Here is a 22,304-nt window from a genome sequence, read left to right on the forward strand (position 1 = left end):
GGCGGCTTTAATTGAATGAGCTACGAAGGAGAGAGCGGCCTGATGACGGTTCCCCTGCCGACCGACACCACCCGGTGGCGCTGCACCCTGTGCGGCAACCTCACGCGTTTCGACGTCACCCGTTCGTCGAAGGTCGTGGAGTACGTCCACCTGGACCTCGCCGGGGAGCCCAAGGTCGAGGAGCGCGAGGTGGTCAATGAGACCATCGAGTCGGTCCGCTGCCGCTGGTGCAACGCGGTGGACCAGATCGAGCTCGTGGACAGGCCGGGCGCGGACTCCTGAGGGAGCCGGGCCCACAGGTAGATCACGGTAGGGGTGACGGATTGTGGAGCCAGCAAGCGGCGCTGAGCCGGCCGACGTGGCCGGCGACGCCGCCGAGGTGCTCGACCGCCCGCTGCCGGAAGGCGTGCGGCGCAGGGTCGTGGCGCTCGTCTCGGAGGCCTTCGGCGGACTGACGGTCGCGGACCTCCCGGCGCAGCTGCGCCAGTACGCCCGGTTCACCCCGACCCGGCGCGCCAAGTTCGCGGGCAACGCCATGGCCGCCGCCGTGGAGACGGACGCCGTGTTCCGCGGCCGGGTCGCCGAGAAGCTCCGCGAGGCCCAGGCCGAACTGGCCGCTGCCCTGGAGTCGGGCGCCCCGCCCGCCGCCGCCGATCCGCTGGACGTGGCGGCCGCCGCGTACGTGCTGCGTCCGGCCGACTGGGTCAAGCTGGTGGCCGCCGCCGGCGAGGAGGCGCAGCGCGCCGACGCCGAGCGGGTCGGGGACGAGACCCGGCGCGAGATGGAGCGGCTCCGCGAGGAACTGGCCCACGCACGGGAGATGCAGCGGGCCGGCGGCGAGCAGGTGCGGGCCGAGCTGGACGCCGCCCGCAAGGAAGCGGAATCGCTTCAGCGCAAGCTGCGCAGCGCCCTCAGCGACGTCAAGCGGGGCGAGGCGGCCCTGCGCAAGTTCGGCGCCGAGATCGACGGGATCCGCGGTGAGGCGGCCGCGCAGGTGGCCGCGGCCGAGAGCGAGACCCGGCGGCTCAAGTCCCGTCTCGCGGAGGTGGAGTCGGCGCTGGAGACCTCGCGCCGGGCCACCCGCGAGGGGCGCAGCATCGAGGACATGCGGCTGCGGCTGCTGCTGGACACCGTGCTGGACGCGGCCGCCGGGCTGCGCCGCGAGCTGGCGCTGCCGCCGGTCTCCACCCGGCCGGCGGACACGGTGGAGGCGGTGGAGCCGGGCCGGATGACCCCCAAGGACATCGCGGCGCGGGCGCTGTCGGAGACCGATCCGGCCCTGCTGGACCAGCTGTTGGCGCTGCCCCAGGCCCATCTGGTGGTCGACGGCTACAACGTGACCAAGACCGGCTATCCGACGATGCCGCTGGAGAAGCAGCGGCTGCGGCTGCTGGGCGGGCTGTCGATGCTGGCCGCGCAGACGGGGGCGGAGATGACCTGCGTCTTCGACGGGGCCGAGCTGGCGGCGCCGGTGCTGCTGGCCCCGCCGCGCGGGGTGCGGGTGCTGTTCTCCAAGGCCGGGGTGACGGCGGACGAGCTGATCCGCCAGCTGGTGCGGGCCGAGCCGCCCGGCCGTCCGGTGGTCGTGGTGTCCACCGACCGCGAGGTGGCGGACGGGGTGGCGAAGGCCGGAGCCCGGCCGGTGACGTCCGCCTTGCTGCTGAAGCGGCTTTCGCGCGTTTCGTAACTCCTGGGCCCAATGCCGGAATTGCCGGGGCCCCGAGGGAACGTACCGTCAACTGACCGGTACGGAGCGTGCGCTGTAGGTAAAGAAGCCGGTGGGCGGCCGATTTTTTTCCCACGAGGATTTGAAGTGATCACAGGCGGGTCACTAGGGTCTGTTCAAACCTTCGTGCGGTAGATCACCCATTCGGGGTGGCGGCGAAGGTGCTGCCGAGTGTGCGTTCACCAATCGGCGGCTCTAGGAAGAAGGAGCTCGCCTTCGTGGCGTCCCACCGTCGACCCAAGCAGCCGACCCGCACACGCGTGACCGTGCTCACCGCCACGGCCGCCGCGGCCGTCGCCCTCTCCGCCCAGTCCGCCGGCGCCGCTCCCGCGCAGCCCGGCAAGGACGAGGTCAAGACCAAGGTCGACGCCCTCTACGAGGAGGCGGAGCAGGCCACCGAGAAGTTCAACGGGGCCAAGGAGCGCCAGGAGAAGCTGGAGAAGGAGATCAACCAGCTCCAGGACGCGGTCGCCCGCGGCCAGGGCGAGCTCAACGAGCTCCGCAACACGCTCGGTTCGATGGCCAGCGCCCAGTACCGCACCGGCGGCATGGACCAGTCCCTCGCGCTCTTCCTCTCCGCCGACCCGGAGACCTACCTGGACAAGGCCTCCACGCTCCAGCAGTTGAGCGGCAAGCAGGTCGAGGCCATCGAGAAGATCCAGGCCAAGCAGCGCGTCCTCGCGCAGCAGCGCCAGGAGGCCTCCGGCAAGCTCGCGGACCTCGACGCCACCCGCAAGGAGCTCGGCGAGAAGAAGAAGGCCTCGCAGGACAAGCTCGCCGAGGCCCAGGCCCTCCTCAACACGCTGACCGCGCAGGAGCGCGCCCAGCTCAAGGACGAGGAGAGCAAGGCCAGCCGGGCCAGCCGCAGCGAGGGGGAGCGTTCCCCCGACCTCGGCGACGTGAAGCCCTCGGGCCGGGCCGGAGCCGCCCTCGCCGCCGCCAAGACCAAGGTGGGCATGGCGTACGTGTCCGGCGCGACGGGCCCCAGCGCCTACGACTGCTCCGGTCTGACGCAGTGGGCCTACAAGCAGGCCGGGGTCAGCATCACCCGCACCACCTACACCCAGGCGAACGACGGCACGCGCATCAGCCGCAGCCAGCTCCAGCCCGGCGACCTGGTCTTCTTCTACGGCGACCTGCACCACGTCGGCCTCTACGCGGGCAACAACATGACGCTGCACGCCTCCAACCCGCGCGGCGGCGTCAAGTACGAGTCGATGGACAACATGCCCTTCCAGTTCGGCGTCCGCATCTGAGCCCGGACGGCTTCCACCGGGGACGCGCCGTACGCCGCCCATCCGGGCGAATTACAACCGCACGCTCTGACCGCACGCCCCGCCGGTGACCTGCGTCTCCTGCGGGGCGCCGCCGTACCCGCCCTCCGACGGTCGTTGGCCGGTGCCCCGCGGCGCGGCTACTGTCTGCCAGCGCGGAACCCGGCACACGGCCGTCCACGGGGGGCGGACCCGGGGCCCGCGCAAGCGGAAGGGAGCGGTTTCACGTGGCGTCCCATCGCCGGCCCGGGCTCAGCGGCCTCGACCGGAACACTAAGGTCACCGTCTTCACCGCCGCAGCGGCCACCGCGGCGGTCGCCATGACGGGAGCATCCGCGAGCGCCGCCCCCGGCCTCCCGCAGGAGCCCTCGGCAGGCGCCCGCGCCCAGGTCGACCGGCTCTTCGAGGAGGCCGAACAGGCCACCGAGCGCTTCAACGAGGCCGGTGAGAAGGCCGACAGGCTCCGCGCCGAGATCGGCCGGGCCCAGGACGCGGTCGCCCGCAGCCAGGACCGCATCAACACCATGCGGGGCGTCCTCGGCGCCTTCGCCGGGGCCCAGTACCGCTCCGGCGGCCTCGACCCCACGCTCTCGCTGGTGCTGTCCGAGAACCCGGACGACTACCTCGACAAGGCCGCCGTCCTGGGCCGGCTGACCGGCCGCCAGGCCGACCAGCTGGACGAACTCCGCGACGAGCAGCGCCGGATCGGCCAGCAGCGCCAGGAGGCCTCCCACAAGCTCGCCGAACTGGAGGCCCTGCGCTCCGACGTGGCCCGTCACAAGAGGTCCGTCACGGCCAAGCTGGCCGCCGCCCGCCGGCTCCTCAATGCGATGCCCTCCGAGGAGCGGGCCGACTTCGAGCGGGCCTCGCGCTCCGGCGGGCGCGCCGCGGGGCTCCCGGAGATGGCCCCGGCCGGCCCGTCCTCGGGCCGGGCCGCGACCGCCGTGATGGCCGCCCGGGCCGCCGTGGGCCGGCCGTACGTCTGGGGTTCCACCGGTCCCTCCGGCTTCGACTGCTCCGGCCTGATGGTGTGGTCGTACCGCCAGGCGGGCGTCTCGCTGCCGCGCACCTCGCAGGCGCAGCGGCACGCGGGCCGGCAGGTGCCGCTGTCGCAGGCCCAGCCGGGCGACCTGGTGACCTACCGTTCGGACGCCAGCCACGTCGGCATGTACGTGGGCAACGGCCAGGTGGTCCACGCCCCCTACCCGGGCGCGCGGGTGCGCTACGACCCGGTGGGGATGATGCCGGTCTCCTCGGTGACCCGGCCCTGACCTGCCCCTGCTGCCGGCCTGCCCCCTGACCCGCACCCGAGCGGGACGCTGCGTACGATCGGCGGATGCTTCCGGGGCGTCTCCTCCATCGGCTCGTCGTACGGGTCCTGCCGCTGCTGCTGGTGTGCCCGCTGCCGGCCGGCTGCGCTGCGCCCGCGCGGGACACCGCCGAGCCCGGCATCCGGCGGGCCGTGGCCGACTGGTCCGCCGCCCCGCCCGCGCGGCTCTCCGGGATCCCGCTGGAGGGCTGGGCGTACGAGGTCACCTCGGTCCGGCGGGACGGCGAACGGGCCGTCGCGCGGGCGCAGCTGCGCTACCGGCTGGCCGGCCACGACGAGGCTCCCGCCGGGTCGGGGCGCGAAGTCGAACTCGCGCGGGACGGCGGGGCCTGGCGGGTCACCGGCGACCGGCCCGCGCCGGGGGCCCTGCCGCAGCTGTGGGACCAGGGCGAGCCGGTGGTGGCCCGGGGCGCGCACGCGCTGGTGCTCGGCGTCGGCCAGTCCCAGGAGACCCTGTCCCGGATCGCGGGAGAGACGGACCGGGCGGTGCCCGCGGTGAGCGCCGCCTGGCCGGGGACGTGGTCGGGGCGGGTGGTGGTGCTGGTTCCCGGCACGCTGGACGCCATGGCCGCGCTGCTGGGGCAGCCGGCCGCCGCGTACCGGGGGATGGGGGCGGTCACCACCGGCCGGGTGGGGGACGGGCCGGTCCCGGCCGACCGGGTGGTGGTCAACCCGGAGGGGTACGCGCAACTGTCCGGGGAGGGGCGGCGGATCGTGCTGACCCACGAGGTCACCCACGTGGCGACGCGCACCGCGACCACCGGGAAGACCCCGCTGTGGCTGGCGGAGGGCTTCGCGGACTGGGTGGCGTACCGCGGCTCCGGGCACACGGCCGCCGAAGCCGCGCCCGCCCTGGGCCGGGCGGTGCGACGGGGCGAACTGCCGGCCGAACTGCCCCGGGACGAGGCCTTCGCCTTCGGGGGCGACCCGGACGCGCTGGCGCGGGCGTACGAGGGGTCCTGGCTGGCCTGCCGGCTCATCGCGGCCAAGTGGGGCGAGGCCACGCTGGTGCGGCTCTACGAGCTGGCCGGCCGCGAGCCGCTCGCGGTGGCGCTGGAGGAGACGGTCGGGGGCGATCCGGCCGGTCTGACGACGGCCTGGCAGGCGAGCCTGCGGGGGGAACTGGGCGCACGCTAGTCCGGTACTTTGGCTGGCGATGCACAAGACGCTGATCGTGACCAACGACTTCCCGCCGCGACCGGGCGGCATCCAGGCCTTCCTGCACAACATGGCGCTGCGGCTGGATCCCGACCGGATCGTCGTCTACGCCTCCACCTGGAAGCGGAGCGCGGAGGGCCGCGAGGCCACCGCGGCCTTCGACGCCGAGCAGCCGTTCCAGGTGGTGCGCGACCGGACGACCATGCTGCTGCCGACCCCCCGGGTGACCCGGCGGGCCGTGGGGCTGCTGCGCGAGCACGGCTGCGAGTCGGTGTGGTTCGGGGCCGCCGCTCCGCTGGGGCTGATGGGCCCGGCGCTGCGCAGGGCGGGGGCGCGGCGGATCGTGGCGACCACCCACGGGCACGAGGCGGGCTGGGCGCAGCTGCCGGCCGCGCGGCAGCTGCTGCGGCGGATCGGCGAGGGCACCGACACGCTGACGTACCTCGGGGAGTACACGCGCTCGCGGATCGCCTCGGCGGTGACGGACCGGGCGGCGGCGCGGATGACGCAGCTCCCGCCGGGGGTGGACGAGAAGACCTTCCACCCCGGGTCGGGCGGGGCGGAGGTCCGGGCGCGGCTCGGGCTGACCGACCGTCCGGTGGTGGTGTGCGTGTCCCGGCTGGTCCCGCGCAAGGGGCAGGACACCCTCATCGAGGCCATGCCGCGGATCCTGGCGGCGGTGCCCGACGCCGTACTGCTGATCGTGGGCGGCGGGCCGTACGAGGGCGACCTGCGCGCGCTCGCCTCGGCCACGGGGGTCGCGGACTCCGTGGTCTTCACCGGAGCCGTCCCGTGGTCGGAGCTGCCGGCCCACTACGGCGCCGGGGACGTCTTCGCGATGCCGTGCCGGACCCGGCGCGGCGGACTGGACGTGGAGGGGCTCGGGATCGTGTACCTGGAGGCCTCCGCGACGGGGCTGCCGGTGGTCGCGGGCGACTCCGGCGGGGCGCCCGACGCGGTGCTGGACGGGGAGACGGGCTGGGTGGTCCGGGGCGGCTCCCCGCAGGAGGCCGCCGACCGGATCACCGCCCTGCTGCTGGACCCGGAACTGCGCCGCCGCATGGGCGAGCGGGGCCGCGCGTGGGTCGAGGAGAAGTGGCGCTGGGACCTCCTCGCGGAGCGCCTGCGCGCGCTCCTGTAGCGCGCGGCGGGCGCGGCCGCCGGGGTCCCCTTTCCGGGCGGAGGGGGATTATCGCTCCCGGGGCGCCGATCGCGGGCAGGGTCGAGCAAACCGGACGGGCGGCAGCGGGGTCCGCCTACGGTCGAGCCATGTCTGACTGTTACTCAAAAGCGTGTCAGTGCGGGTTATGGCCGGTTGGGCGGAATCCGCTCATGATGCGGCCATGACACCACATCTGACGCGCCGTCATGTCCTGGGACTGGGCGCCCTCCAGACCGCCGCCGCACTCGGCTTCACCCGCATCGGACTCTCCTCCGCCGCGGCCGTCGAGCCCGCCGCCGCGCAGTACGCCCCCGCCATCGTCGTCGGCTCCGGCTACGGATCCGCCGTCGCCGCGCTGCGCCTCGGACAGGCCGGGGTCCGTACCGTCGTCCTCGAAATGGGCCGGCTCTGGGACACCCCCGGGCCCGACGGCAAGATCTTCCCCTCCACGTCCGCCCCCGACCAGCGCTCCATGTGGTTCCGCACCCGCACCGAGGCCCCGCTCGCCCAGTTCCTCTGGCTGGACGTGGTCAACCGGGACATCAGCCCCTACCCGGGCGTCCTCGACCGCGTGAACTACGGCGACATGTCCGTGTACGTGGGCCGTGGCGTGGGCGGCGGTTCGCTCGTCAACGGAGGCATGGCGCCGACGCCCCGGCGCGCGTACTTCTCCGAGGTGCTGCCCCAGGTCGACGCCGACGAGATGTACGGCACCTACTACCCCCGGGCCCGCGCGATGCTCGGCGTCAACGACATCGACCCCGCCTGGTTCGAGTCCACGGAGTGGTACCGCTTCGCCCGGATCTCCCGCAAGCACGCCCAGAACACCGGGCTGCGGACCACCTTCGTCCCCAACGTCTACGACTTCGAGTACATGAAGCGCGAGGCGGCCGGCACCGCCACCAGGTCCGCCCTCGCGGGCGAGGTCATCTACGGCAACAACCACGGCAAGAAGAGCGTCGACAAGACCTACCTCGCCGCCGCCGTCGGCACCGGCAACGTCACCATCGAGACCATGCAGCGCGTGGTCGGCGTACGCACGGACCCGGCCGGCGGATACGTGCTCACCGTGCGGACCAGCGACGTCACGGGACGGGTGACCCAGACCCGCGAACTCGGCTGCAGGCAGCTGTTCCTGGGGGCGGGCAGCCTCGGCACCACCGAGATCCTGCTGCGCGCCCGCGAGACCGGCACGCTGCCCGCGCTGGGAGAGGAGGTCGGGCTCGGCTGGGGGCACAACGGCAACGTCATGACCGCGCGCGCCAACCACCTCTGGGACACGGTCGGCGCGAACCAGGCCACCATGCCCGCCCTGGGCATCGACGACTGGGACAACCCCGCCGGCCCGGTCTTCGCGGAGATCGCCCCGCTGCCCATGGGCTTCGAGCACTGGATCTCGATGTACCTGGCCATCACCAAGAACCCCGAGCGCGGCCACTTCACCTACGACGCGGCCGGCGACCGCGCGCAGCTCCAGTGGCGGCGGGACCAGAACACCCCGTCCGTCGACGCGGCCAAGCGGCTCTTCGACCGCGTCAACCGGGCCAACTTCACCATCTACCGCTACGACCTGTTCGGCGGGAACCGGGCCTTCGCGGACAACTTCACCTACCACCCGCTCGGCGGCTGCGTGCTCGGCCGGGCGACCGACGACTTCGGCCGCGCCAAGGGCTACCAGGGGCTGTACGTGGTCGACGGCTCGCTGATCCCGGGCTCGCTCGGGGTGAACCCGTTCGTGACCATCACGGCCCTCGCCGAGCGGAACATGGCGCGGATCCTCGCGCAGGACCCCCGCTGACCCGCGGCCTCCGGCCGCGGGCCGCCAGGCCCGTCCGGCCCGTCAGCCCCGGTACAGCGCCTCGATCTCGTCCGCGAAGTCCTTCGCCACCACATTCCGCTTGAGCTTCAGCGAAGGCGTGATGTGCCCCGACTCCTCCGTGAACTGGGAGGGCAGAATGCGGAATTTCCGCACCGATTCCGCCTTGGACACCGCCGCGTTGCCGTCGTCCACCGCCTTCTGGACGGCGGCGATCAGGTCCGCGTCCTCGCGCAGCTCCGCCGCCGTGACCCCGGCCGGCTTGCCGTTCTCGGCGGCCCACCGGCCGAGGAACTCCTCGTCGATGGTGACCAGCGCGGCCACGAACGGCCTCGCGTCGCCGACCACCATGCACTCCGCGACCAGCGCGTGGGCGCGGATCCGGTCCTCGATCACCGCGGGCGCGACGTTCTTGCCGCCCGCCGTGACGATGAGCTCCTTCTTGCGCCCGGTGATCGCGAGGTAGCCGTCCTCGTCGAGGGTGCCGACGTCGCCGGTGTGGAACCAGCCGTCGGTCAGCGCCTCGGCGGTCGCCGCCTCGTTCTTCCAGTACCCCTTGAAGATGTGCTCGCCGTGCAGCAGCACCTCGCCGTCGTCGGCGATGCGCACCACCGAGCCCGGCAGCGGCTGGCCGACCGTACCGATCTTCGTGCGGTCCCACGGGTTGAAGGCCGTGGCCGCGCAGGACTCGGTCAGGCCGTAGCCCTCCAGCACCGTGAAGCCGATGCCGCGGAAGAAGTGGCCGAGCCGCTCGCCCAGCGGGGCGCCGCCGGAGATCGCGTACTCGCCGCGCCCGCCGAGGACCGTGTGCAGCTTGCTGTAGACCAGCTTGGTGAACAGCTTGTGCTTCAGCTTCAGGCCGAGGGACGGGCCGCCCGGGGTGTCCAGCGCACGGCTGTACGCGATCGCCGTCTCGGCCGCCGCGTCGAAGATCTTGCCCTTGCCGTCGGCCTGGGCCTTGGCACGAGCGGAGTTGTAGACCTTCTCGAAGACGCGCGGCACGCCGAGGATCAGCGTGGGCCGGAAGGACTGCAGCTCGTCGGTGAGGTTCTTGATGTCCGGTACGCAGCCCAGCCGGATCGGCGCCAGCACGGCCGCCACCTCCACCAGGCGCCCGAAGACGTGCGCGGCCGGCAGGAAGAGCAGGACGGAGCACTCGCCGGTGCGGAAGAGCGGGCTGAGCCGCTCCACCACGTTGCCGCACTCGGCGAAGAAGTTGCGGTGGGTCAGCACGCAGCCCTTGGGGCGGCCGGTGGTGCCCGAGGTGTAGACGATGGTGGCCGGGTCGTCGGCGCCCGCGAGCGTGCTGCGCGCCTCGACCTCGGCCTCGGTGACCTCGGCGCCCGCGGCCTTCAGCGTGTCGAAGGCGCCCTGCTCGATCTCCCAGACCTCGCGCAGCTCCGGCAGCCGGTCGCGCAGACCGGCCACGGTCGCGCTGTGGCCGGGGGTCTCGGCGACGACGGCCACGGCTCCGGAGTCACCGAGGATCCACTGGATCTGCTCGGGGGAGCTGGTCTCGTACACGGGAACGGTGACGCCGCCCGCGCTCCAGATCGCGAAGTCGAACAGCACCCACTCGTAGCGGGTGCGGGAGATCAGGGCGACGCGGTCGCCGGGCTCGATGCCGGCCGCGATCAGGCCCTTGGCCGCGGCGCGGACCTCGGCGAGGAACTCGGTCGCGCTCACGTCCTGCCACCGGCCGTCGACCTTGCGGCTCATGACGGCGGTGTCGGGATGCTGAGCGGCGTTGCGGCGGATGAGATCCGTCAGGTTCCCGTCCGACGGGACCTCGTACAGGGCCGGAAGGCTGAACTCGCGCAAGACTGCTGCTCCTCTGGGCGCCATCGCCACCATGTGGACCGACCGGACGTTACCCACCGGTAGTGGGTTCCGGATAGAGGGAACCGGCCAGATGTTCCGTGCGTCACATGACACGGCCGTGCCGATCCCGACACTAGTCGACCCCGCTCGGGACTCGGAAGTAACCGCAGGTCCGGCTGGCTGCCCGGGCCCCTCTACCCGTCCGCCCCAGTCGCCCCTAGGGTGGCGGCATGGTTGGCAGGAAGAGTCGTACGCGGGTCCACGTCATCAGCGACGTCCACGGCAACACCGAGGCGCTCGCCCGGGCCGGCGAAGGCGCCGACGCGCTGGTCTGCCTCGGTGACCTGGTGCTCTTCCTCGACTACGCCGACCACTCGCGCGGCATCTTCCCCGACCTGTTCGGCGTCGAGAACGCCGACCGGATCGTCGAGCTGCGCACCGCGCGGCGGTTCGCGGAGGCGCGCGAATTCGGCCGGAGCCTGTGGGCGGGGCTTGACCGGGAGCAGCTGATCGAGGGCGCGGTACGGCGCCAGTACGCGCAGATGTTCGCGGCGCTGCCCACCCCGACGTACGCCACGTACGGCAACGTCGACATCCCGGGCCTGTGGCGGGAGTACGCCGGACCCGGCACCACCGTCCTCGACGGCCAGCGGGTGGAGATCGGCGGCCGCGTCTTCGGCTTCGTCGGCGGCGGGCTGCCCTCGCCGATGCGGACCCCGTACGAGGTCTCCGAGGAGGAGTACGCCGCCAAGGTCGAGGCGCTGGGAGAGGTGGACGTGCTCTGCTCGCACATCCCGCCCGAGGTGCCGGAGCTCTGCTACGACACGGTGGCGCGGCGGTTCGAGCGGGGGAGCGAGGCCCTGCTGGCGGCGATCCGGCGGACCCGGCCGCGGTACGCGCTGTTCGGACACGTGCACCAGCCGATGGCGCGGCGGATGCGGATCGGCGGGACGGAGTGCGTGAACGTCGGGCACTTCGCGGCGACGGGGCGGCCGTGGGCGCTGGAGTGGTGAACGGAGCCGGTGCGGTCCGCCGGGTCGCCGCGGCCCGCGGAACCGGTGGCGTCGGCCGTTCCGGCGGGACCCGGGAGCCACTGGAGTGGCGGAGCCCGCACGCGCGGTAGCCTTCACGCGGCGGCCGGAGGCCCCCGCACACTTGTCGAACAGTCCCCGGAGGAGCGACCGCGATGGCGGAACACACCAGCTCGAGCATCACGATCGAGGCCGCCCCGGCCGACGTCATGGCCGTGATCGCCGACTTCGCCCGCTACCCCGAGTGGACCGGCGAGGTGAAGGAGGCCGAGGTCCTGTCCACCGACGCCGAGGGCCGCGCGGAGAAGGTCCGGCTGCTGCTCGACGCGGGCGCGATCAAGGACGACCACACGCTGGTCTACTCCTGGGGCGCCGACGAGGTCAGCTGGACGCTGGGCAAGTCGCAGATGCTCCGCCAGCTGGACGGCTCGTACCGGCTGGCCCCGCTGGACGGCGGCAAGCGCACCGAGGTGACCTACCAGCTCACCGTGGACGTCAAGATCCCGATGCTCGGGATGATCAAGCGCAAGGCCGAGAAGGTCATCATCGACCGCGCCCTGGCGGGCCTGAAGAAGCGCGTCGAATCCGCCTGAGCACCGGCGCCGCCGCACTCGTACGACCCGGGTCAGGCTCCGCCCGGACGGCGTGCCGCATCCGCCGGCGGCGCTGCGTGGCGGGCGGGACCGGCCCGCCCGGCCCGCCCGGCAAGAAACCGTCCTAGGAGCACCCGCACCATGCACACCCTGCTGATCACCGGCCCCGGCGGAGCCGGGCGGACCACCGTGGCCGCGGCCACCGCCCTGGCCGCCGCGCGGCAGGGGCGGCGCGTGCTGCTGCTCTCCGGCGACCCCGGCGACCCCCTGGCGGGACTCGTCGGGCCACCGGCGGGGGAGTCCGCCGAGATCGTGCCCGGATTGCGGGCCGTGCCCGTCGCCGGCGGGATGCGGGTCGCGCGGTTCGACTCCGGCGAGGAGTTCCGCGCCGAGCTCGTCGCCCTCCAGGAGCGCGGGGCCGCCCTCATCGGGATGCTCGGCGGCCGGCCACTGGGCGCCGAGGAACTCACCGAGCTGCCCGGCGCCGAGCAGTTCGCGCTGCTCAGGGCCGTACGCAGGGCCGCCGCCGCACCCGGGACCGAGCTCGTGGTCGTGGACATGCCCCCGCTGCACCAGACCGTGGCCACCCTCGCCCTCCCCGCCCAGCTGCGCCGCTACCTGGCCCGGCTGCTCCCGGCCGAGCGGCAGGCCGCCCGCGCCCTGCGCCCCGTGCTCGCCCAGCTGGCCGGAGTGCCCATGCCGGCGCAGTGGCTGTACGAGGCCGCCGCGCGCTGGGACGAGGAGCTGGCCGCCGTCCAGGCCGTCGTCGAGTCCCCCACCACCGAACTGCGACTGGTCGCCGAGCCGGGACCCGCCGCCGACGCCGCCCTGCGCACCGGGCGCCTCGGGCTCGCCCTGCACCAGCTGCCGGCCGCCTCCCTCGTCGCCAACCGGACCGTCCCCCAGGAGCTCGCCGACCCCTGGGCGGCCGGGCTCGCCGCCCAGCAGCAGAAGTACGCGGCGCAGTGGGCCGCCGAGCTGGCCGTGACCCCGCTCCCGCACCTGGGCCGCGACCCGCAGGGGCCCGAGGACCTGGCCGCGCTCGCCGACGCCGGCGCGCTCGCCCCCGCCCCGGCGCCCGCGCCCCGCCGGGACTGGGCCGTCGAGGACCGGCTCGCCGAGGACGGGGTACTCGTCTGGGCGGTGCCGCTGCCCGGCGCCCGCAAGGCCGACCTCGACCTGATCCGGCGCGGCGACGAACTGCTGCTCACGGCGGGCCCGTACCGCAGGATCGTTTCGCTGCCCTCGGCGCTGCGCCGCTGCACGGTCTCCGGCGCCGCCCTCACCGACGGCGAGCTCCGCATCCGCTTCACCCCGGACCCGCAGTTGTGGCCCCGGGCGCACTGAGCCCCGTACCGCCGTTCGGGTACCGTCGAAGGTAGCCCGTACCGCACGTTCCGCATCCGCCGCAGGAGAGTCCGCCATGAGCGAGGCCACCGACCGTCCCATCGACGAAGACGCCTGGGCCGAGGCCTGTGCCGAGGACCTCGCCGCAGAGAAGGAGCGCCGCCGCGCGGGGCAGGGCGCGGGGGGCACCGGGAGCGCCGCCGAGGAGCTGTTCAAGCTGTTCGAGGCCGTCGCCGACAAGGTCTCCGGCCTCAACAACCCGCTGCTGGGCGCCACGGCCCAGGGCGCCGTACGCCAGTTCGTCAACCAGGCGAAGACCGCCGCCAAGCCCGTCATCGAGCGCAACCCCGAGGTCTTCGACCACCTCGCGGCCGCCGGTTCGGAGCTGCTCGCCGCCTACCGCTCGGCCGTCGAGGGCCACGAGCGCCGCTGGACGCGCGACGACGCCCCGCCGTCGGCCCCGGGCCCCCGCCGGGAGAGCGCCCCCGAGGCCCCCGGCGACGGCCGGGACGACCGCGACGAGGGCCCCGATTCGGGCCCGACCCAGCGCATCGATCTCGACTGATCCTCCGTCGCGCTCGGGTACGGTGGGCCGTGGCGGGGTTTGACCGGAAACCGAGGGACTAATGGGACTCACCATCGGCGTCGACATCGGCGGCACGAAGATCGCGGCCGGCGTGGTCGACGAAGAGGGCACCATCCTTGAGACGTACAAGGTGCCCACCCCGCCGACCGCGGACGGAGTGACGGAAGCGATCTGCGCCGCCGTGTCCGAGGTCAGCAGCAACCACACCATCGACGCCGTCGGCATCGGCGCCGCCGGATACGTGGACGACAAGCGGGCGACCGTCCTCTTCGCGCCCAACATCAACTGGCGCCACGAGCCGCTCAAGGACAAGGTCGAGCAGCGCATCGGCCTCCCGGTCGTCGTCGAGAACGACGCGAACTGCGCGGCCTGGGGCGAGTACCGCTTCGGCGCGGGCCAGGGCCACGAGGACGTCATCTGCATCACGCTCGGCACGGGCCTGGGCGGCGGCATCATCATCGGCAACAAGCTGCGGCGCGGACGCTTCGGGGTCGCCGCCGAGTTCGGCCACATCCGGGTCGTCCCGGACGGCCTGCTGTGCGGCTGCGGCAGCCAGGGCTGCTGGGAGCAGTACGCCTCCGGCCGCGCCCTCGTCCGCTACGCCAAGCAGCGCGCCAACGCCACGCCCGAGAACGCGACCGTCCTGCTCTCCCTCGGCGACGGCACCCCCGAGGGCATCGAGGGCAAGCACATCAGCGAGGCCGCCCGGGCCGGCGACCTGGTCGCCATCGACTCCTTCCGCGAGCTGGCCCGCTGGGCCGGCGCGGGGCTGGCCGACCTGGCGTCCCTGTTCGACCCGTCGGCGTTCATCGTCGGCGGCGGGGTCTCCGACGAGGGCGACCTGGTCCTGGACCCGATCCGCAAGTCCTTCAAGCGCTGGCTGATCGGCGGCGCGTGGCGCCCGCACGCGCAGGTGCTGGCCGCGCAGCTCGGCGGCAAGGCCGGGCTCGTCGGCGCGGCCGACCTGGCCCGCCAGGGCTGACCCCCGCCGTTCTCCCGGCTGCCCGCCGCGCCCCCTGTGGGAGCGGCGGGCAGCTGCGTATCTTGCGGGCATGGACCTGCCCAAGTCTCATACGGAGCCCGACGGTTCTGCCGTGATCCGGGTGCTCAGCTACAACATCCGCTCGCTGCGCGACGACGAGGAGGCGCTGGCCCGGGTCATCCGGGCGTGCGAGCCCGACCTGGTGTTCGCCCAGGAGGCGCCGCGGTTCTTCCGGTGGCGCAAACACGCGGCGCGACTTGCCGCACGCTGTGAGCTGGTGGTGCTGAGCGGGGGCGCGACGGCCGCCGGGCCGCTGCTGCTGTGCTCGCTACGGGCCTTCGTGGAGCGCACCGAGGACGTACTGCTGCCGCTGACACCGGGGCTGCACCGCAGGGGCTTCGCCACGGCCGTGGTCCGCTTCGGGGCCGCGCGGGTGGGGGCCGTCAGCGCCCACCTGTCGCTGCACGGCGCAGAACGGGTCGCGCAGGCCGGGATGCTGCTGGACCGGCTGTCCGGGCTGGACGTCCCGTACGCGATCGCCGCGGGGGACATCAACGAGGGCCCGGACGGACCGGCGTTCGGCCGGCTGGCGGCCGAGCTCCAGGACGGCTTCGCGGTGGCCCCGTGGGGCGGCGGGCCGACCTTCCCGCAGGACGCGCCGGACCGGCGGATCGACGCGGTCTTCGCGACGCGCGGTGTCGAGGTCCTGACCTGTGGTGTCCCGGCGGGGCTGGCGGGGGTGTCCCCGAAGGACCTCCGCGCGGCCACCGACCACCTCCCGGTCCTGGCCACCCTCCGCCTGCCCGCCCCGGCCCAGGCCCCGGACTAGCCCCGGACCAGGCCCCGTCCTGTCGGTCAGGCCGGAGGCCGCGGGGCCCCGGGCCAGCCCCGGTCCGGGCCCCGTCCTGCTGGGCAAGCCGGGGGCCGCGCCCCCGGCCCCCGGGCCGCGCGAGCGGCGCGGAAGGGAAACTCACACCACGGCGCCGCGGCCCGGGTCGTCCTCGTCGTCGTCATCGTGCGCCATGCGGGCGACCAGGGTGGCGAAGCCGCCCAGGAAGCCGCCGATGCCCAGGGTGGTCAGCCACCAGGTCATCTCCCACTGGAGCAGCACCGCCAGGAGCAGCAGCACCGGACCGCCCACGACCGCCAGCCAGGCGAACTTGGAGGTGGTGTCCGCCGGCGGGAGCTCCGGTTCCGGGGGGACGAAGTGGCCCTCGTCCGCCCGGTCCTCGGGCGTCAGGTCCTCGTCCTTCGGCTCGGCCAGGGAGTGGTCCCGGGGGCCCGCCGCGCCCACGCCCGGGGCGAAGACCACCGAGCTGCCCAGCGGCCCGGCGGGGTCCGCCGGACCGGCCGGGTCCGCCGGGTCGGCGTCCTTCTCCGCAGGCTTCGCCGCCGCGGGCGGCGTCGGCTGGACGTCCTCCTCCGGCAGCATCAGGTTCTCGATCGGCCGGAACGGTCTCGACCCCGGCGGGTCCGGCGGTTCCTGTCCGTACCCGGCGACGATCGCCGCCCACGCCGCCTCCTCGTCCAACGGGGGAACACCCCCGGACGACTCCTCGTGCTCAGCCACCGCTGGCCGCCCCCTCCCTGCCGACGCTCTCCGCGAGCCGCCCGACGAACGCAAAGCTGTCCGCGAAGATCCGCTCCGCGTCATGGTCCAACGTCGCGACGTGGTAGCTCTGTTCCAGCAGGGTCTCGGTCACGTCCGTGGACGAGATGCGGGCCAGGATGCGCGCCGAGTCGACGGGCGGGACGACATGGTCCTGCGGGCTGTGCAGCAGCAGCACCGGCTGGGTGACCTGGGGCAGCTCGGCGTCCACCAGCTTGAAGAACTGGCGCAGCGAGTGCGCGGCCCGGGTGGGCACCCGGTCGTACCCGACCTCCTCCGAGCCCGGCTTCGCGATGTCGCTCGCGATGCCCGGCGTGGACCGGATGAAGTGCTTGGCCACCGGAAGGGCGACGGCCAGCGGGTCGTGCACCTTGTTGGCCGGGTTGACGAGGACGAGGCCGCTGACCGCGTGCCCGTGCTTCGCCGCCAGCCGCAGGGTCAGCGCGCCGCCCATCGACAGCCCGAACACGAACACCTGCTGGCACCGGTCGAGCAGCTCCCGCAGCGCGCGGTCGACCTCGGCGTACCAGTCCTGCCAGCCCGTGAGCTGCATGTCCTGCCAGCGCGTCCCGTGTCCGGGGAGCAGGGGCAGCGACACCGTCAGTCCCCGCTCGGCCAGATACTCGGCCCAGGGGCGCAGCGACTGGGGGGAACCGGTGAAGCCGTGGCAGAGAAGCACGCCGACCTCTCCGCCCTCGTGGCGGAACGGCTCTGCTCCAGGGAGGACGGGCACCAGGGTCTCCTTGTGGGTCGGGATGCGAAGGGGGATGAGGGGGTACAGGTGCGTAGCGCTGTGTGACTTCACCGTACGCGACCGGGGTGGCACCGACCAGGGTCGTCGGGCCGCTCCCGGGGGAGGCAGGGGATAAGGTCTGTTCGACAGACACAGGAAGGCTTTCGAGTTGATCTACGGCGCAATGAAGTTCTCGATCGGCGGCTCACTGAAGCTCGCCTTCAGGCCGTGGGTGGAGGGCCTCGAGAACATTCCCGCGGAGGGGCCGGCGATCCTCGCGAGCAACCACCTGTCCTTCTCCGACTCCTTCTTCCTCCCGGCCGTGCTCGACCGGAAGGTGACCTTCATCGCGAAGGCGGAGTACTTCACCTCCCCGGGCGTCAAGGGCAAGCTGACGGCCGCCTTCTTCAAGGGCGTCGGCCAGCTCCCGGTGGACCGTTCCGGTGCGCGCGGGGCGGGCGAGGCCGCCATCAAGAGCGGCATCGACGTCATCGAGCGCGGAGAGCTGTTCGGTATCTACCCCGAGGGGACGCGTTCACCCGACGGCCGGCTCTACCGGGGCAAGCCCGGCGGTCTGGCCCGGGTGGCGCTCGCCACCGGCGCCCCCGTGATCCCGGTGGCGATGATCGACACCGAGAAGATCCAGCCGCCGGGCAAGGTGGTGCCGAAGCTGATGCGTCCGGGGATCCGGATCGGCAAGCCGCTGGACTTCAGCCGCTACCAGGGCATGGACGGCGACCGGTTCATCCTGCGCTCGCTGACCGACGAGGTCATGTACGAGATCATGAAGCTCTCGGGCCAGGAGTACGTCGACATCTACGCGACGGCCGCCAAGCGGCAGATCGCGGACGCCGAGAAGGCCGATAAGGCCAAGGGCGACAAGGGCGACAAGGGCGCGGAGTAGGGGCGGGCGGTACCGCCCGCACGGGGTGGGGGAGATGGCGAAACGCGAACGCGTCGTACACATGTCGGTCGAGCAGCCGCTGTGGCGGGCCCTGACGGCGTACCGGCTGCTCACCATGGTCTACGCGGTGCTGCTGTTCGCCTCCGCGTACAGGGAGTTCGACCGCCCGGGCGTCGCGGCCGGCTACCTCGTCGTGCTCGCCGCCTGGACCCTGGTCACCCACCGCAAGGTGGCGAACGCCGCCAGCTGCACCAAGCGGTTCCTCGGCGCCGACCTGACCGTGGCGATCGTCGGCATCCTGCTCACCCCGCTCGCCGACACCTCGGAGCGGATCGCGGGCGGCGGCCCGACGCTGCCCACCATCTGGACGGCCGGCTCGGTCCTCGCGTTCGCCATCAAGGGCGGCTGGCGCTGGGCGGGTTTCGCGTCGAGCTTCGTGGCCGCCGCGAACATGGTGGTCCACGGCGGCAATCCCACCCGGGACACCCTGCACAACGTGCTGCTGGTCTGGGTCGCCTCCATCGCCATCGGTTACGTGGTCGAGGTCGCCCGGGCCAGTGAGGCCACGCTGGCCCGCGCCCTGGAGATCGAAGCCGCCACCCGCGAGCGCGAACGCCTCGCCCGCGACATCCACGACGGGGTCCTCCAGGTCCTCGCCATGGTCCAGCGGCGCGGCACCGAGCTCGGCGGGGAGGCCGCCGAGCTGGGCCGGATGGCCGGGGACCAGGAGGTGGCGCTGCGCACCCTGGTCTCCAGCGGGCTCGTGCACCCGTCCCGGATCTCCCGGGACGAGTCGCTCGGCGCGCTCGTGGACACGTACGAGTTCGAGGAGCCGGGCGCCGACGAGGGCGAGCTGGACCTGCGGAGCCTGCTCGCCCCGCACGCCGGGTCGAAGGTGAGCTTCGCCGAGCCGGGGACCCCGGTGCCGCTGCCGGTGCCCGCGGCGCGGGAGCTGGCGGCCGCGGTGGGCGCCGCCCTCGACAACGTGCGCAAGCACGCGGGAGACGGGGCCAGGGCCTGGATCCTGGTCGAGGACTGGGGCGACGAGGTGATCGTCACCGTCCGTGACGACGGCCCGGGCATTCCGGCCGGGCGGCTGGACCAGGCGGAGGGCGAGGGCCGGATGGGTGTGGCCCTGTCGATCCGGGGCCGGCTGCGTGATCTCGGCGGCACCGCCGAGCTGGTGTCCGTCCCCGGACAGGGCACCGAAGTGGAACTGAAAGTACCGAGGGGGAGGACCCAGTGACCGAGCCGAACGAGCTCAGCGCGATCAAGGTGATGGTCGTCGACGACCACCCGATGTGGCGGGACGCGGTCGCCCGCGACCTGGCGGCCGCGGGCTTCGACGTCGTGGCCACCGCGGGGGACGGTCCGGAGGCGGTGCGCCGCGCCCGCGCCGCCGCCCCGCACGTACTGGTCCTCGACCTCAACCTGCCGGGCATGCCCGGGGTCCAGGTCTGCAAGGAGCTGGTCGGCGCCAACCCGGCCCTGCGCGTCCTCGTGCTCTCCGCGAGCGGGGAGCACGCCGACGTCCTGGAGGCGGTGAAGTCCGGCGCGACCGGCTACCTGTTGAAGTCCGCCGGCGCCCAGGAGCTGATCGACGCGGTCCGCCGCACGGCAGCCGGCGACCCCGTCTTCACGCCCGGCCTGGCCGGTCTGGTCCTCGGCGAGTACCGGCGGCTGGCCAGCGACCCGGCTCCGGCCGCCGCCGACGAGCCGAAGGTCCCGCAGCTGACCGACCGTGAGACCGAGGTGCTGCGGCTGGTGGCCAAGGGCCTCTCGTACAAGCAGATCGCGGAGCGGCTGGTCATCTCCCACCGCACGGTGCAGAACCACGTGCAGAACACCCTGGGCAAACTCCAGCTGCACAACCGGGTGGAGCTCGTCCGGTACGCCATAGAGCGCGGCCTGGACGACGCGTAAGGGGGAACGCCGCGCGGAGCGTCCCCGCGGACGGTTCCCCGTACGGGTGAACGTCCGAACGCAACGCCCCGCGATGGCAACGGAATTGACCCTTCCCGGCACCTTGCTGTGACCTGAGTCACCACTAGCGTGACCGTCATGCGGGCCCATTGGGCTCAGTGGGCCCTTTGGCGAAGGGAGATTCCATGAAGGTCGGAGTGCTGACGGGCGGCGGCGACTGCCCCGGGCTCAACGCGGTCATCCGGGGCGTCGTCCGCAAGGGCGTCCAGGAGTACCAGTACGACTTCCTCGGCTTCAAGGACGGCTGGCGCGGCCCGGTCGAGGGGGACACCGTCCCCCTCGACATCCCCGCGGTGCGCGGGATCCTGCCGCGCGGCGGAACCATCCTCGGCTCCTCGCGCACCAACCCCTTCAAGCTGGAGAACGGGGTCCGGCGGATCAAGGAGAACCTCGCCAAGTACGAGGTCGAGGCCCTCGTCGCGATCGGCGGCGAGGACACCCTCGGCGTGGCCGCCAAGCTCTACGAGGAGTACGGCATCCCCTGCGTGGGCGTGCCGAAGACGATCGACAACGACCTCTCGGCCACCGACTACACCTTCGGCTTCGACACCGCCGTCGGCATCGCGACCGAGGCCATCGACCGGCTGCACACCACCGCCGAGTCGCACATGCGGGTACTGGTCGTCGAGGTGATGGGGCGGCACGCCGGCTGGATCGCGCTGCACTCGGGGCTGGCGGGCGGGGCCAATGTGATCCTCATCCCGGAGCAGCGCTTCGACATGGACAAGGTGTGCGCCTGGGTCGCCTCCCGCTTCAAGGCGAGCTACGCGCCGATCGTCGTCGTCGCGGAGGGCGCCATGCCCAAGGACGGCGAGATGGTGCTGAAGGACGCGACGACGGATTCCTTCGGCCACGTCCGGCTCTCCGGCGTGGGCGAGTGGCTGGCGAAGGAGATCGAGGCGCGGACCGGCAAGGAGGCCCGTACGACGGTCCTCGGCCACGTCCAGCGAGGCGGCACGCCCAGCGCCTTCGACCGGTGGCTGGCCACCCGCTTCGGGCTGCACGCGATCGAGGCGGTGCGCGACGGGGACTTCGGCAAGATGGTCGCGCTCCAGGGGACGGACATCGTCCGGGTGCCGATCGCGGAGGCCACGTCCAAGCTGAAGACGGTGGACCCGGCGCTCTACGAGGAGGCCGAGGTCTTCTTCGGCTGAGCCGAGCCGCACAGCACGTCCGGATCATGGGTCGTATCGTGACAAAGACCCATGATCCGGTGCATGCGAAGACGCGGTGAAGGCGGGAGCGAACGTGGAGATCCTGGCATTCGGGGTGCAGGCGGACGAGAAGCCGCTCATGCGGAAGGCCTTCGCGGGCCACCACGAGGTGCGCTGCCTGGACGTCTTCCTCAGCGAGGACACCGCCCCCATCGCGGCCGGGTACGAGATCGTCTCGTCGAGCGTCAACGCCGACCTGAGCGGGCGGGTGCTGCGGACGCTGGCGGGCGGCGGGACCAGGATGATCGCCCAGCGCTCCACGGGCTTCAACAACATCGACCTGGACGTGGCCCGCGAGCTCGGCCTGACCGTCAGCCGGGTCTCGTACTACTCCCCGTACTCGGTGGCCGAATTCGCCTGGACCCTGGCGATGGCCGTTAACCGCCGGATCGTCCGCGCCTCGAACCGGACACGGGACTTCGACTTCCGCCTGGACGGGCTGATGGGCCGGGACCTGCGGGGCCGCACGGTCGGCGTGCTCGGCACCGGCAAGATCGGCGAGGCCTTCGCCCGGATCGCGCAGGGCTTCGGGACGAACCTGCTGGGCTGGGACGTCGCACAGAACCCGGCCTGCGTGGAGCTGGGCATGAAGTACGTGGACAAGGAGACGCTGTTCACCGAGTCCGACCTGATCAGCCTGCACGTGCCGCTGCTGGACGCGACGCACCACATCATCGACGGCGCGGCGCTGCGGCTGATGAAGGACGACGCGATCCTGGTGAACTCCAGCCGGGGCGGGCTCGTGGACACCGACGCGCTGGTGGACGAGCTGCGGGCGGGCCGGTTCGCCGGGGTGGGCCTGGACGTGTACGAGGCCGAGGCCGGGCTCTTCTTCATGGACAGGTCCCTGGAGGCGGTCGAGGACGACACCCTGGCCCGGCTGATCACCTTCCCGAACGTGGTGGTGACCTCCCACCAGGCCTACTACACGACCGACGCCGTGGGCCAGATCATCGCCACGACGGTGTCGAACGTGAACGACTACCTGGCGGGGCGCCGCTCCGAGAACACCCTGTCCCCGACGGAGTGACGCCC

Annotated in this window: 21 protein-coding genes; 18 read left to right on the forward strand and 3 right to left on the reverse strand. The window is 73.0% G+C overall.

What is annotated here, in order from left to right:
- Positions 1-42 precede the first annotated feature (42 nt).
- The 7 genes from ACZ4TG_RS23485 to ACZ4TG_RS23515 all read left to right on the forward strand — a co-directional run bounded on the left by ACZ4TG_RS23485 (position 43) and on the right by ACZ4TG_RS23515 (position 8,448).
- Positions 43-282 carry a hypothetical protein gene (locus tag ACZ4TG_RS23485; protein ID WP_008738811.1) on the forward strand — a complete coding sequence of 80 codons (240 nt, stop codon included), beginning with the start codon at positions 43-45 and terminating at the stop codon, positions 280-282.
- 40 nt (positions 283-322) lie between these two features.
- A complete protein-coding gene (locus tag ACZ4TG_RS23490; RefSeq protein WP_468166179.1) occupies positions 323-1,687 on the forward strand; it encodes an NYN domain-containing protein in 1,365 nt (454 codons plus the stop codon).
- Between the two features lie 257 nt (positions 1,688-1,944).
- On the forward strand, positions 1,945-2,982 hold the full coding sequence (locus tag ACZ4TG_RS23495) for a C40 family peptidase (protein WP_468165886.1): 1,038 nt from the start codon (positions 1,945-1,947) through the stop codon (positions 2,980-2,982).
- A gap of 245 nt (positions 2,983-3,227) precedes the next feature.
- The gene (locus ACZ4TG_RS23500; protein WP_468165888.1) at positions 3,228-4,271 is read left to right on the forward strand and encodes a C40 family peptidase; all 1,044 of its coding nucleotides are present in this window, start codon (positions 3,228-3,230) and stop codon (positions 4,269-4,271) included.
- A 65-nt stretch (positions 4,272-4,336) separates the two neighbouring features.
- Positions 4,337-5,467, forward strand: a complete 1,131-nt coding sequence (locus ACZ4TG_RS23505) for a hypothetical protein (RefSeq protein ID WP_468165890.1) — start codon at positions 4,337-4,339, stop codon at positions 5,465-5,467.
- Between the two features lie 19 nt (positions 5,468-5,486).
- Positions 5,487-6,629, forward strand: coding sequence for a glycosyltransferase family 4 protein (locus ACZ4TG_RS23510; protein WP_468165892.1), 1,143 nt, complete (start codon positions 5,487-5,489; stop codon positions 6,627-6,629).
- A gap of 202 nt (positions 6,630-6,831) precedes the next feature.
- Complete coding sequence (locus ACZ4TG_RS23515) at positions 6,832-8,448, forward strand: GMC oxidoreductase (RefSeq protein WP_468165894.1); 1,617 nt, start codon at positions 6,832-6,834, stop codon at positions 8,446-8,448.
- Positions 8,449-8,490: 42 nt separating this feature from the next.
- Here the strand turns inward: ACZ4TG_RS23515 and ACZ4TG_RS23520 are convergent, their stop codons facing one another.
- Positions 8,491-10,287 carry an AMP-dependent synthetase/ligase gene (locus tag ACZ4TG_RS23520; RefSeq protein WP_468165896.1) on the reverse strand — a complete coding sequence of 599 codons (1,797 nt, stop codon included), beginning with the start codon at positions 10,285-10,287 and terminating at the stop codon, positions 8,491-8,493.
- Positions 10,288-10,517: 230 nt separating this feature from the next.
- On the opposite strand from ACZ4TG_RS23520, the gene ACZ4TG_RS23525 reads away from it, so the two are divergent.
- The 6 genes from ACZ4TG_RS23525 to ACZ4TG_RS23550 all read left to right on the forward strand — a co-directional run bounded on the left by ACZ4TG_RS23525 (position 10,518) and on the right by ACZ4TG_RS23550 (position 15,655).
- Complete coding sequence (locus tag ACZ4TG_RS23525; RefSeq protein ID WP_468165898.1) at positions 10,518-11,300, forward strand: metallophosphoesterase family protein; 783 nt, start codon at positions 10,518-10,520, stop codon at positions 11,298-11,300.
- Positions 11,301-11,473: 173 nt separating this feature from the next.
- Positions 11,474-11,911 carry an SRPBCC family protein gene (locus ACZ4TG_RS23530; RefSeq protein WP_468165900.1) on the forward strand — a complete coding sequence of 146 codons (438 nt, stop codon included), beginning with the start codon at positions 11,474-11,476 and terminating at the stop codon, positions 11,909-11,911.
- 141 nt (positions 11,912-12,052) lie between these two features.
- Positions 12,053-13,258 (forward strand): ArsA family ATPase, encoded by a 1,206-nt coding sequence (locus ACZ4TG_RS23535; RefSeq protein WP_468165902.1) that lies wholly within the window; start codon positions 12,053-12,055, stop codon positions 13,256-13,258.
- Positions 13,259-13,334: 76 nt separating this feature from the next.
- Positions 13,335-13,823 carry a DUF5304 domain-containing protein gene (locus tag ACZ4TG_RS23540; protein WP_468165904.1) on the forward strand — a complete coding sequence of 163 codons (489 nt, stop codon included), beginning with the start codon at positions 13,335-13,337 and terminating at the stop codon, positions 13,821-13,823.
- A gap of 61 nt (positions 13,824-13,884) precedes the next feature.
- On the forward strand, positions 13,885-14,826 hold the full coding sequence (locus tag ACZ4TG_RS23545; protein WP_468165906.1) for an ROK family glucokinase: 942 nt from the start codon (positions 13,885-13,887) through the stop codon (positions 14,824-14,826).
- 70 nt (positions 14,827-14,896) lie between these two features.
- Complete coding sequence (locus ACZ4TG_RS23550) at positions 14,897-15,655, forward strand: endonuclease/exonuclease/phosphatase family protein (RefSeq protein ID WP_468165908.1); 759 nt, start codon at positions 14,897-14,899, stop codon at positions 15,653-15,655.
- 141 nt (positions 15,656-15,796) lie between these two features.
- Here the strand turns inward: ACZ4TG_RS23550 and ACZ4TG_RS23555 are convergent, their stop codons facing one another.
- Together ACZ4TG_RS23555 and ACZ4TG_RS23560 are read right to left on the reverse strand one after the other, a co-directional pair.
- A complete protein-coding gene (locus ACZ4TG_RS23555; RefSeq protein WP_468165910.1) occupies positions 15,797-16,396 on the reverse strand; it encodes a hypothetical protein in 600 nt (199 codons plus the stop codon).
- On the reverse strand, positions 16,389-17,168 hold the full coding sequence (locus ACZ4TG_RS23560; RefSeq protein WP_468165912.1) for an alpha/beta hydrolase: 780 nt from the start codon (positions 17,166-17,168) through the stop codon (positions 16,389-16,391). The genes ACZ4TG_RS23555 and ACZ4TG_RS23560 overlap by 8 nt, the downstream gene beginning before the upstream one ends.
- 169 nt (positions 17,169-17,337) lie before the next feature.
- On the opposite strand from ACZ4TG_RS23560, the gene ACZ4TG_RS23565 reads away from it, so the two are divergent.
- From ACZ4TG_RS23565 to ACZ4TG_RS23585, 5 genes are all read left to right on the forward strand, one after another.
- Positions 17,338-18,072, forward strand: a complete 735-nt coding sequence (locus ACZ4TG_RS23565) for a lysophospholipid acyltransferase family protein (RefSeq protein ID WP_468165914.1) — start codon at positions 17,338-17,340, stop codon at positions 18,070-18,072.
- A 34-nt stretch (positions 18,073-18,106) separates the two neighbouring features.
- A complete protein-coding gene (gene macS, locus ACZ4TG_RS23570) occupies positions 18,107-19,318 on the forward strand; it encodes a MacS family sensor histidine kinase (protein WP_468165916.1) in 1,212 nt (403 codons plus the stop codon).
- 32 nt (positions 19,319-19,350) lie between these two features.
- Positions 19,351-19,995 carry a response regulator gene (locus ACZ4TG_RS23575; protein ID WP_468166181.1) on the forward strand — a complete coding sequence of 215 codons (645 nt, stop codon included), beginning with the start codon at positions 19,351-19,353 and terminating at the stop codon, positions 19,993-19,995.
- 185 nt (positions 19,996-20,180) lie between these two features.
- Positions 20,181-21,209, forward strand: coding sequence for a 6-phosphofructokinase (locus ACZ4TG_RS23580; protein ID WP_468165918.1), 1,029 nt, complete (start codon positions 20,181-20,183; stop codon positions 21,207-21,209).
- Between the two features lie 94 nt (positions 21,210-21,303).
- A complete protein-coding gene (locus ACZ4TG_RS23585; protein WP_468165920.1) occupies positions 21,304-22,299 on the forward strand; it encodes a 2-hydroxyacid dehydrogenase in 996 nt (331 codons plus the stop codon).
- Positions 22,300-22,304: the final 5 nt, after the last annotated feature.

Source organism: Streptomyces sp. NPDC028314 (genome assembly GCF_055565795.1).